This window comes from Bradyrhizobium sp. Unk1 (assembly GCF_059512345.1).
In genome coordinates, this window is sequence record NZ_JCAMOP010000004.1 from 195,983 (window position 1) to 207,828 (window position 11,846).

Annotated in this window: 8 protein-coding genes; 5 read left to right on the forward strand and 3 right to left on the reverse strand. The window is 64.8% G+C overall.

The genetic code is table 11. The features are described from left to right. Window positions 1-11 precede the first annotated feature (11 nt). Window positions 12-1,766: an ATP-binding protein gene (locus tag AC5ZFO_RS06790; protein ID WP_282518209.1), complete on the reverse strand. Its 1,755-nt coding sequence runs from the start codon at window positions 1,764-1,766 to the stop codon at window positions 12-14. A 420-nt stretch (window positions 1,767-2,186) separates the two neighbouring features. Between AC5ZFO_RS06790 and AC5ZFO_RS06795 the strand changes: the two genes are divergently transcribed. After that, window positions 2,187-3,155 (forward strand): catechol 2,3-dioxygenase, encoded by a 969-nt coding sequence (locus AC5ZFO_RS06795; protein WP_496121832.1) that lies wholly within the window; start codon window positions 2,187-2,189, stop codon window positions 3,153-3,155. Between the two features lie 75 nt (window positions 3,156-3,230). Here AC5ZFO_RS06795 and AC5ZFO_RS06800 read toward each other — a convergent pair whose 3' ends face one another. Then, window positions 3,231-6,758, reverse strand: a complete 3,528-nt coding sequence (locus AC5ZFO_RS06800) for a molybdopterin cofactor-binding domain-containing protein (RefSeq protein ID WP_282518207.1) — start codon at window positions 6,756-6,758, stop codon at window positions 3,231-3,233. After that, window positions 6,758-7,240, reverse strand: coding sequence for a (2Fe-2S)-binding protein (locus AC5ZFO_RS06805; protein ID WP_282518206.1), 483 nt, complete (start codon window positions 7,238-7,240; stop codon window positions 6,758-6,760). The genes AC5ZFO_RS06800 and AC5ZFO_RS06805 overlap by 1 nt, the downstream gene beginning before the upstream one ends. A gap of 250 nt (window positions 7,241-7,490) precedes the next feature. On the opposite strand from AC5ZFO_RS06805, the gene AC5ZFO_RS06810 reads away from it, so the two are divergent. The 4 genes from AC5ZFO_RS06810 (at window position 7,491) to AC5ZFO_RS06825 (ending at window position 11,724) form a co-directional block, all read left to right on the forward strand. Beyond that, complete coding sequence (locus AC5ZFO_RS06810) at window positions 7,491-8,948, forward strand: 6-hydroxynicotinate reductase (RefSeq protein WP_282518205.1); 1,458 nt, start codon at window positions 7,491-7,493, stop codon at window positions 8,946-8,948. Next, window positions 8,945-9,841: a UPF0280 family protein gene (locus tag AC5ZFO_RS06815; protein WP_282518204.1), complete on the forward strand. Its 897-nt coding sequence runs from the start codon at window positions 8,945-8,947 to the stop codon at window positions 9,839-9,841. The genes AC5ZFO_RS06810 and AC5ZFO_RS06815 overlap by 4 nt, the downstream gene beginning before the upstream one ends. 15 nt (window positions 9,842-9,856) lie before the next feature. Further along, window positions 9,857-10,441, forward strand: a complete 585-nt coding sequence (locus tag AC5ZFO_RS06820; protein WP_282518203.1) for an amino acid synthesis family protein — start codon at window positions 9,857-9,859, stop codon at window positions 10,439-10,441. Window positions 10,442-10,521: 80 nt separating this feature from the next. Further along, on the forward strand, window positions 10,522-11,724 hold the full coding sequence (locus tag AC5ZFO_RS06825) for an ABC transporter substrate-binding protein (RefSeq protein WP_028146663.1): 1,203 nt from the start codon (window positions 10,522-10,524) through the stop codon (window positions 11,722-11,724). The last annotated feature ends 122 nt before the right edge of the window (window positions 11,725-11,846 follow it).

Consider the following 11,846-nt stretch of genomic DNA (forward strand, 5'->3'; position numbering starts at 1 on the left):
CCGCGCCGTCTTTACCGCAGTGGCTTCTTCAGCAGCGAGAAGCGGTCCGGGTCCAGCCCCATCGAGGGCTGCAGCATCGGCGCTTCGGCGGTCGCGAGCGTCTTTGCGGGCGGCTGCGAAAACACCGGGTCGTTCGGCGCGTCGCGTTGCGAGGTGGCGCCGCGCCAGCGTTCGAGCACGGCGCCGACGAAATGCATGTCGTGACCGGAGGTGACCGACGGCACGCTTGAGATGGTGGCTTCGCCGCGCGGCAATTGATGCGGCGGCACTTCCTTGAAGCGCAGGCGGGTCGGCAGTGCGACGCCTTCGCCGAACGCCAGCACCTCGCGGGTGCCGAGCGATGGCACGAAGGACAGCAGGTTCGCGGCGGCATCCGACACCGCGGCGCGCAGCAGCGCCTGGTCGCGCTCGTTGGCCAGACGCATCGTGAACAGCGTGTTGCACTGGGAGATGATGGTGGCGTCGAGCTCGGCCGGACGTTGGGTGATGAGGCCGAGATAGACGCCGTATTTGCGGCCTTCCTTGGCGATGCGCGACACCGCCTTGCGGGTCGGCCCGAAGCCGACATTGCGGTCGGCCGAGGCGTAGCGGTGCGCCTCTTCGCAGACGAACAGCATCGGCGACACGCCGTCGCTCCACAGGCCGAAGTCGAAGGCCATGCGGCACAGCACCGAGACAACGGAATCGATGACCTCGGCCGGGAAGCCGGCGAGCTGCATCACTGTCATCGGCTTGCCGTTGGCGGGCAGGCGGAACAGATGGCTGATCACCTCGGCCATGGTGTCGCCGCCGACATTGGCGTTGTCGAACATGAAGGCGTAGCGCGGGTCGTTGCGGACGGCCTCGATGCGCGAGATCAGCTTGTGATAGATGATGCGCGAGGAGCGGTTTTCCAGCTTGCCCATGCGCTCGTCGATCAGCGAGATCAAATCGACCAGGCGGTATGGCACCGGCGTATCGACGGTGAAGCCGACCTGCTTGGGATCGATGCGCTTCAGGCCGAGTCGATCGGTGTTCTGATACTGGGTGTAGATGCCCTTGGCGATCGGGATCACCTCGGCGAGAACGTCGAGCTCCTCGGGCACGCCGGCGCGGCCGCCGAACAGCACGTCGACGATCTCTTCAAAGTTGAACAGCCAGAACGGCAGCTTCAGGTTTCGCGGGTTGAGCACCAGCGCGCGGTCGCCGAAGCAGCGGCCATATTCGTTGTGCACGTCGAGCAGGAAGATGCGCAGGTTCGGGCGTGATTTCAGGATTTCGTTGAGCAGCAGCGACACGCCGGTGGATTTGCCGACGCCGGTCGATCCCAGCACCGCGAAATGCTTGGAGAGCATTTCCTCGACGTCGACATAGGCGACGACGGAGCGGTCCTGCTGGAGGAAGCCGACATTGATCTGGTCCGATCCGGTCGGCGCGTAGATCGTGCGCAGCTCCTGGCTCGTGATCAGGTCGACGGAATCGCCGATGGTCGGATAGTTGGTGACGCCGCGCTGAAACTTGGCCTTGTCGGCGGCATTGTGGATTTCGCCGAGCAGGTCGACCGACGCGATGGCGATGTAGTCGGAGCTCGAGAGGTTCTCGCAGGACACCTCGGTGATCATGGCGACGATCACCGAGCTGGCGCAGCGGATGCTGACGAACCGGCCGACCGTGGCCCGAATTTCCGAGATCGGCATCTGGCTTGCCGCCAGCAGCCCGACCCGAGCGAGCGACCCGCGTACCGAAATCACGCGTCCAAAGGATGTCACGATGAATGAACCTGGCATGAGCAAGAGATTTAACCCTGACTATGCGTGCCGCGGCTGGACAAACGGTTAAACGGCAGGCGCGGGGGCTTTGTTAAATCTGCGACAATTCGGTTGAGAGATTTGCTCCTAATGCATACTTGCGGGCGGAATCGGTAGGGGAATGCCGCTTTTCTAGGCCGATAGGCCCGACAGCGCTTAAGGAAGATTTTACCATTCGGTCAGTAGGTCCGCCCTTCGGGGATGGAGGTCATCCCGGCTGGCGCGTCACTCGATCCGGGCGGCCATGTTTTGATTTGTTGACGGGAGCTAATCATTTGTACATTAGTACAAATGAACCGGCGGCCTGGATGCCGCCCCCGGACACTTGAGCGCGTTTGCAGCCTTGCGTCCGGTTGCGCGATCCGGTCCGGCGGATCGCAGCCACGCCTGGAGGAAAGCATGCAGCCCGAACCGATCCTCGATCTTGCTCATCTCGGCCACATGGAGCTGCTGACGCCGAAGCCCGACGAGAGCCTGAAATTCTTCGTCGACGTCATGGGCATGACCGTGAGCAGGCAGAAGGGCGAGTCGGTCTACTTGCGTGGCTGGGACGATTATGAGCGCTATTCGCTCAAGCTCACGGCGTCGAAGACGTCAGGCATGGAACATATGGCGCTGCGCGCGCGCAGCCAGCAGGCGCTGGAGCGCCGCGTCGCCGCGCTCAAAGGCTCCGGCTTCGACATCGGCTGGATCGATGGCGACATGGGGCAGGGGCCGACCTTCCGCTGCCGCGACCCCGACGGCCACATCGTCGAGCTCTATTACGAGACCGAATGGTACCAGGCGCCGCCGGAGCTGAAGCCTGCACTGAAGAACCAGGCGCAGCGCTTTCCTGCGCGCGGCGTCAACGTTCGCCGCCTCGACCATCTCAACTGCCTCGCCGTCGACATCAAGGCCAACCGCGAGTTCTTCGAGAACTATCTCGGCTGCCGCCTCACCGAGCAGATCGTGCTCAACGACGGGCGGGAAGCGGCGATGTGGATGACGATGTCGAACAAGAGCTACGATTTCGCCTATTCGCTCGACCATTCCGGCACGCCCGGCCGCTTCCACCATGTCACCTACGCGCTCGACAGCCGCGAGGAGATTTTGCGCGCCGCCGATATTTTTCTGGAGAACGGCGTGCACATCGAGACCGGCCCGCACAAGCACGCGATCCAGCAGACCTTCTTCCTCTATGTCTACGAGCCCGGCGGCAATCGCGTCGAAGTCGCCAATGCCGGCGCGCGCCTCATCCTCGCACCCGACTGGAAGCCGATCGTGTGGACGGAAGAAGAGCGCAAGAAGGGCCAGGCGTGGGGATTGAAGACGATCGAGTCGTTCCACACCCACGGCACGCCGCCGGTAGAGGCGAAGAAGCACGGCTAGAGCATGACCCGGACCCGAAGGGCCGCGTTAGCGCAAAGTGTGAAGCAGTTTTCCGATTAGGTCATGCTCCAAAAATCAATGCGTTGAGCTGCGCACCCGTGCGATCGTCTCGCGGACGCCGGTCCACGCCGGCTTGTCCGGCGCGAACTGCTTGCGCAGGAAGCTGACGAGTTCGTCGACCTGCGCATCGCTCATGCTGTTCTTGAAGGCTGGCATGTAGCCGAGATCGCTCGACACCGGCTCGGCGATGCCGTGCAGGACGACCTGCACGAGATTGTCCGATGTCGCGCTGTGCAGATTGCTGTTGAGCGCGAGCGAGGGCCGAGTTCCGAACAGCGGCAGGCCGCCGACCTCGTGGCAGACGGCGCACGCGCCCTGATAGATCCGCGCGCCGGTGGAGGGCGCCACCGTGACCTGCGTTGAGCCTTCAAGCTTTGCGGCAAGTGCGTCCTGGCCCCGCGCATCGATCGCGGTGTCGTTGAACGAGTTGAGATAGACCGCCATCGCGCGGATGTCGGGGTCCGGCAGGGCCTTGAGGTCCTTGACGATAGGCGCCATCGGGCCAGCCGCGACACCGTGATAGCGCGAATGGCCGGTGCGCAAATAGGCGAAAAGCTCGTCCTCGCTCCATGGGATCGGCGCGCGTGAGAGCGACGTCAGCGCCGGCGCTTCCCAGCCTTCGGCAAATCCGCCCGCGAGATAGGCATTGCGTTGCTCCGCACCAAGCGCGTTGCGCGGCGAATGACACGCGCTGCAATGGCCGAGGCTCTCGACGAGATAGGCGCCGCGATTCCACTGTTCGGATTTGGCGGGATCGGGCTTGAACTCTTGCGTGTGTTGGAACAGCGCGTTCCAGCCTGCGAGCAGCGGGCGGAGGTTGAACGGGAAGGCGAGCGCATTCGCCGGTGTCGTCGCACGCACCGCAGGCTGCGCCATCAGAAAGGCGTAGAGCGCCTGCATGTCGGCATCGCCAGTCTTGGCGAAATGGGTGTAGGGGAAGGCGGGATAGAGCTGCCGTCCGTCACGATGAAGCCCGTCGCGCATCGCGCGCTCGAAGGCGGGGTAGGACCAGGCGCCGATGCCGGTCTCGACGTCCGGGGTGATGTTGGTCGCGTAGATCGTGCCGAACGGCGTCTGTAGCGCACGGCCGCCGGCGTTCACCGCGCCGCCGATCATGGTGTGGCACTCCGCGCAATTGCCGAGTGCTGCAAGCTGCTCTCCGCGCGCGATCGTCGCCGCGGAATAGACCAATGGATCGGGACGTGCGATCGGCGCGATCGCGCGCCCGGGCAGGAGGGCAGCGCCGACGCCGATCGCGGCGGTGCAGACGGCCGCAATCGTCGCGAAGATGCCGGCGCGCTTGGCGAACGGATTCTGCCAGATGCGAGATGGATGCGGCGTAGCGGGTGCGGGCAGGGCTTGCGGCACGGGCGATGTTTCACCGTGCAATCCCTTCAAGATGCGTTCCGGCGTGAACGGCGGCTCGCGGAAGCGCACGCCGGTGGCATCGAAGATCGCGTTGGCGATCGCGGCTGCGCTCGGCACCGAGGCGGACTCGCCGACGCCGAGCGGCGGCTGGTCCTGACGCGGCAACATCAGTACGTCGATCTTGGGTACGTCGGGGAAGGGGATGATCGGATAGGCGCCCCATTCGCGCGCCGCCACTGCGCCGCGCTCGAACGAAACCTCCTCCATCAGCGCGCGGCTGGTGGACTGGATGACGTTGCCGTGGATCTGGTGACGCACGCCGTCCGGATTGATCATCAGGCCGGAGTCCTGCCCGGCGACGACGCGCGTGACGCTGACATCGCCCGTCGCTTTGTTCACGGCTACGTCGGCAACCCAGGCCGACCACGCCGCGCCATAGCCGGGAAACTTGCTGTGGACATAGAGCGCATAGGCAAATCCGCGCCCGTGCACGACGTCGCCATCTTTCTCTTCGCGGACCGGCCGGGGCGTCCAGCCCGCGCGCTCGGCCACCGCATTGACGAGATCGACGGCGCGCTGGTCCTTCAGGTAACGCAGGCGGTATTCGATGGGATCGACACCGGCCTCGGTCGCGGCCTCGTCGATATAGGATTCATGTGCGAAAGTGTTCGGCAGGGCCGAGACACCGCGAAGCCAGGAGGCGCGCACGATCGGCGCCATGTCATGGGCGACGACGCGCATGTGGTCGTAGTCGTAAGGCGGAATCGCGGTGCGGTCGCCCATCTGGAGCACATCGGCCACCGGCGAGATTCGCCCCGTCAACAGCAGCGCCAGCGTTGGCGCGGCGTTCGAGGGATAGCGCGTGGCGAGATCGTAAGCAGCGATGCCGCCGTCGGCGTCGAGTCCACCATTGACATCGATGAGCTGCGCGGTGCCCTTGGGCTCCCAGGCATGCTCCTGCTCACGCGTCAGCTGCACGCGCACGGGCCGGCCGACGGCGCGCGACAGCAGCAGCGCGTCCGCAGTGACGTCATCGGCGCAGTTGCGGCCGTAGCAACCGGCGGCCTCCAGGCGGATCACCTCGATCTCGCTTTCGGGACGTTCGATCAGGAGCGCCAGATCGCTACGCAGCAGGTGCGGGTTCTGCGTGCCGGACCAGACGCGGATGTTACCGTCCTGGACATCGGCGACCGCGCAGGACGGCCCGATCGAGGCGTGCATCTGGTACGGCCACACATAAGTGCGCTGCATCGGCTTGGCCGCGCCTGATATCGCCGCGTCGACGTCGCCCTTGTCGATCAGCGTGCGCGGCGTCGATGGATTGGCGCGTAGCGCAGTCTCGACGTCGGCGAGATCGGTCAGACCGGGCGTCGGCTTCCAGCTCACCGCGAGCTGCTCCGCCGCGCGGATCGCGTTCTCCTCGCGCTCGGCGACCACGCCGACGAAATCGCCGATGCGCACGACGGCAATGATGCCGGGAATGTCGCGTACCGAGGACTCATCCACCGCGACCAGGCTGGTGCCGACGAACGGGCCGGCATCGACGCCGGCATAGGGCGGACGCACCACCCGGCCGTGCAGCATGCCTGATAGCCGGATGTCGTGCACGAAGGTCAGCTCGCCGGTCGCCTTGGCGGGCAGGTCGACGCGGGGCGTCGACTGGCCGACGATGGCGTAGTCGCCAACGGGCTTGAGCGCGACGTCGTCGGCAAGTTCGAGGCGAATGGTCTCGCCGCCGATCAATTCGCCATAGCTGACGCTGCGGTTGTGCCCGCGCACGAGGCCGTCTTCGATCTTGATCTCGCTGGCCGGCAGCTCCAGCCGCTCGGCTGCGCGCGCGATCAGGAAGTGCCGCGCCTGCGCTGCGGCCTTGCGCAGGGGGACGGCGGTGATCTGGATGGTTTCGCTGGCGATCGTCGCGCCCTGGTTCGGCACCACGGCGGTATCGCCGAGCACCACGACGACGCGCGCAAAGGACACATCCAGCTCCTCGGCGACGATCTGGCCGAGTGCGGTGCGGATCCCGGTGCCGAGATCGACATGGCCGTTATAGGCCGTGACCGATCCATCCGCGGTGATGCGGACGAAGGTCTCTGATGTGATCTCGTCCACGGTGCAGACGACGACGAGCGAACCGGACTGCCGCTCAGCTCCGTTCGAAACAGGGGAGGCCATCAATCAACGGCCTCAGTGAGCTGGCCGGATGCGCGCATCACCGCGCGCAGGATCTCGACATGCGTGCCGCAGCGGCAGAGATTGTAGCGCAGCGCCGCGAGCGCCTCCTGCTCGGTCGGTTGCGGGTTGATCGCAAGTAGAGCCTTGGTGGTCATGATCATGCCGTTGAGGCAATAGCCGCATTGCGCGGCCTGCTCGTCGATGAAGGCCTGCTGCACCGTATCCGGCTTGTCGCGCGTGCCGAGCCCTTCGAGCGTCAGGATGTCGCGGCCTGCGCAGCCGCTGACGGGAATCACGCAGGAGCGCGCAGCCTGCCCGTCGATCAGGACAGTGCAGGTGCCGCATTCGCCCAAGCCGCAGCCGTATTTCGGGCCGTTGAGCGCGAGATCGTTGCGCAGCACATAGAGCAGCGGCGTCTGCGGCGCTGCCGTGACCTCGTGGATCCTGCCGTTCACGGTGAGGCGGATCGGTGTCTGAATCATCCTCGTTCCCAAGCCCGTGGCCAAGTGCTCGTCAAAACCTACGTCGCGACGATACCGTTTGTACACAAACGTGCAAGCCGCGCATGCCGCACTGCAGCGCGACTGCCTTCTTTGTGGACAGAGCGGATAGGCAAATGGGGTTTTATGCGGCAGCCGCACCTTTTGCGCCGCACCGCCGCTTGACAGCCTTCGGGAGGGCGCGCAACATCGTTCGTATACGAATGATAACCGCAGTCGGCTGGCTTTGCACATGGTGACTGAAACGACGAGCGCCGCCATCGACAAGATCCGTTGCGATGCCTGTCCGGTGATGTGCTACATCAAGCCGGGCGCGGCGGGCGCCTGCGACCGCTATGCCAATCACGACGGCAAGCTCGTCCGCGTCGACCCGCATGTGATCCTGGAGCGCACCGTCTCGCATGGCGGCAAGCTCGTTCCGTTCAGCCGCACCGAAGACTGGGACGGCAAGATCGTCCACGAGCCCTCAACCTTTGTGACGGCGATCGGCGCGGGCACGACCTATCCCGATTACAAGCCGGCGCCTTTCATCGTCTCCGCGGAGGTCGATGGCGTCGACATGGTGACCGTGGTGACCGAGGGCATCTTCTCCTATTGCGGCATCAAGGTGAAGATCGACACCGACCGCTATCTCGGCCCGGAAACCGCGACCGTTCGCGCGCAGGGCGAGGCGGTCGGTCACGTCACGACCAGCGAATACGGCTCGCAGATGCTGTCGCTCGGCGGCGTGCATCATCTCACCGGCGGCTCCAAGAAAGAGGGCCGCGTCACCTGTGACACGCTGATGGATCTCGCCAATTGCAAGGCGGTCGAGCTGACCATCGACGGCGGCGCCAGCGTGGTGGTGCAAGCCGGCCAGCCGCCGATCGTCAACGGCATGAAAGAAGAGCGCATGCGCGTCGGCTGCGGCTCGGCGACGATCGGCATGTTCGCCAAGCAATGGCACGGCAAGGTCGATGAAGTCGTCGTCGTCGACGATCACATCACCGGCGTGCTCTCGGAGCACCAAGCCGGCAAGCTGCTCGACATCGCCGACACCGGCATCAAGATGAAGGGCCGTCGCTCGACGCCAGGCCGCTATTTCCAGGTCGCCGATCCCGGCACGGGCTGGGGCGGCACCAACATCTCCGATCCGCTGGCGATTCTCGGGCCGTTCGATGCCAAGGAAGCCAAGCCTGGTCTCTCCATGCTGATGGTCTCCACGACCGGCGAGCACTCGTCTTACTATGTGCTCGACGAAGCCCTGAAGCCGGTCGAGACCGAGATGCCTGATGACCTGAAGTTCTCGGTCGAGCGCATCCAGGAGAATTGCGAGCCGGCGCTGTGCACGGTGTTGTTCATGGCGGGTGCCGGCGGCTCCTTGCGCGCGGGCGTCACCGACAATCCGGTCCGGCTGACGCGCTCGGTGAAGGACGCGCTGACGCGCGTCACCAGCGGCGGCGCACCTGTTTATGTCTGGCCGGGCGGCGGCATCACCTACATGGTCGATGTGACGCAGATGCCTTCAGGCGCGTTCGGTTATGTGCCGACGCCGGCGCTGGTCGCGCCGATCGAGTTCACGATGAAGCTGTCGGACTATGCCGCGCTCGGCGGGCACATGGACTATGTAAAACCGCTGTCCGAGGTGCAGAACGGCGACGACGTCCGCCAATTGCCCTGGCAGAACCCGATCCCGGGGCCCCGGGCATGACCAGGCTCCCGCAAATCGCATTGCTGTCTGATGGCCGGCGGCTGCATTTGCAGGATGGACCGATTGATGTGATCGTGGAGGCGAGGGGGCGCGCGGACGCAGTGCGTGCGGCCTATGAGGCGGCGGCGCGGCGATTCACCGGACTGCTCGACGAACTCTGCGCGGAGTTGCCGGAACTGCGGACGGCCGCTGTGGGGCGGACGTCGCTGACGGGCGTGGTGGCGCGTCGGATGCACGCTGCTGTCGCACCCTATGCTGCCGATTGCTTCATTACGCCGATGGCCGCGGTTGCCGGCAGCGTTGCAGAGGAGATTCTTGGCGCCATGCTGGGCGCTGCGACGCTCGATCAGGCCTATGTCAACAATGGCGGCGATATCGCGCTGCATCTCGGCGAGGGCGAGCATTTCTCGGTCGGCCTGATGGATCGGCCCGATCGTGACGGCGTGCTGCGCAAGTTGAGGGTCTACTCAGGTGATCCCGTGCGCGGCATCGCGACCAGCGGGCGTCACGGCCGCAGCTTTTCGCTCGGCATTGCCGACGCGGTCACGGTGCTGGCTGCCACCGCATCGCAGGCCGATGCGGCCGCGACGGTCATCGCCAACGCCGTCGATCTGCCCGGGCATCCCGCCATCATCAGAAAGCCTGCGAACGAGCTTCAGCCTGACAGCGATCTCGGCGTGCGTCTCGTCACCCGCGATGTCGGTGAATTGTCGCAGAACGAGGTCGCGGCCGCGCTGGAATCTGGCGCGGAATGTGCACGGCAATTGTTCGATCGCGGATTGATCGAGGGTGCCGTGTTGCAGCTTTGTGGTGATATGCTTGTCATCGGAACCAAGGATATAGAAGAGCAACGAACGCGCCCGCTCATGCTGGAGAACGCGGTCTATGCCTGAACAGGGAAGCGAAACATGAGCGCGATCATCCGCAAGATCGTCACCGTCGTCGAAGAGACGCAGATGGAAATGGGCCGCCAGGTCTCGCCGCCGACGCGGCGTGCGGCGGCGATCGCCGTGATCGAAAATCCCTTTGCCGGCAAATATGTCGAGGATCTCTCGCCGCTGATCACGATCGGCGAGGAGCTCGGCGAGCTTCTGTCAAAGCGCGCGGTGGCGGCGCTCGGCATCGATGGCGCGAAGGCGCAGAGCTACGGCAAGGCCGCGGCGGTCGGCGAGAACGGCGAGCTGGAGCATGCAGCGGCTATCCTGCATCCGAAGATGGGCGCTCCGGTGCGCAAGGTGCTGAGCAAGGGCGCGGCGCTGATCCCGTCATCGAAGAAGCGCAGCGGCCCCGGCACGACACTGGACATTCCGCTCGGGCACAAGGACGCGGCTTTCGTGCGCAGTCACTTTGACGGCATGGAAGTGCAGATCAATGATGCGCCGCGCGCCAACGAGATCATGGTCGCAGTCGCCGTCACCGACAGCGGACGCCCGTTGCCGCGCGTCGGCGGCCTGACGGTTGCGGAAGTGAAGGGTGAAGACGGTTTGAGATAGAGTTTGAACAGGGGAGGCGGGCACAGCTTCTCCGACAAGATCACGCTGAAGACGTAGAAAGTTCAAAACTGGAGGTTGGGATGCGAGCAAGAAACACTTTTGTGGGCGCGGCCTTCGCGCTGCTGGCGGGCGGCATGGCTCATTCGGCCGTGGCGCAGGAGATCAAGATCGGCGAGATCAACAGCTACTCGCTGTTGCCGGCGTTCACCGAGCCCTATCGCAAGGGCTGGCAGCTCGCAGTCGAACAGGTCAACGCGGCCGGCGGCATCAACGGCAAGAAGCTTGTCGTCGTCTCCAAGGACGACGGCGGCAAGCCGGCCGATGCGCAGACCGCGGCCAACGAGCTCGTCTCCAGCGAGGGTGTTGCGATGCTGACGGGTACGTTCCTGTCGAACATCGGCCTCGCCGTCAGCGACTTCGCCAACCAGAAGAAGGTGTTCTTCCTCGCGGCCGAGCCGCTGACGGATGCCATCACCTGGTCCAAGGGCAACAAGTACACCTTCCGCCTGCGTCCCTCCAACTACATGCAGGCCGCGATGCTGGTGGAAGCCGCCAGCAAGCTGCCCGCCAAACGCTGGGCGACGATCGCGCCGAACTATGAATATGGTCAGTCGGCGGTTGCGGTGTTCAAGAAGCTGATGTCGGAGAAGCGCCCGGACATCCAGTGGGTCGACGAGCAGTGGCCGCCGCAGGGCAAGATCGACGCGGGTCCCGTGGTGCAGGCGGTTGCCGCAGCCAATCCCGAAGCGATCCTCAACGTCACCTTCGGCGCCGACCTCGTGAAGCTCGTGCGTGAAGGCAACACCCGCGGCCTGTTCAAGGGGCGCGAGGTCGTCTCGTTCCTGACCGGTGAGCCCGAATATCTCGATCCGCTTAAGGACGAGACCCCGGAGGGCTGGATCGTCACCGGCTATCCCTGGTACTCGATCAAGACGCCCGAGCATGACGCGTTCCTGAAGGCCTATCAGGCCAAGTACAACGATTATCCGCGCCTAGGCTCGATCGTCGGTTATCAGACCATCAAGGCGGCCGCCGCGATCCTTGCGAAGGCCGGCTCGACCGATCCGGAGAAACTGATTGCCGCGGCAGAGGGGCTGTCGATGCCGTCGCCGTTCGGCGAGATCACCTTCCGCAAGATCGACCACCAGTCGACGCTCGGTGCCTATGTCGGCAAGACCGCGCTGAAGGACGGCAAGGGCGTGATGGTGGATTCTTCTTACAAGAAGGGATCGGACTATTTGCCGAGCGACGCCGAAGTCGAGAAGCTGCGTCCGAAGGATTGATGCGAAGAGAGACCGGGGCCTCATGGTTCGAGACGCGCGGCGTTGCCGCGCTCCTCACCATGAGGGTCCCGGACCTCATCCTGAGGAGGCGCGTAGCGCCGTCTCGAAGGATGAAGCGAGAC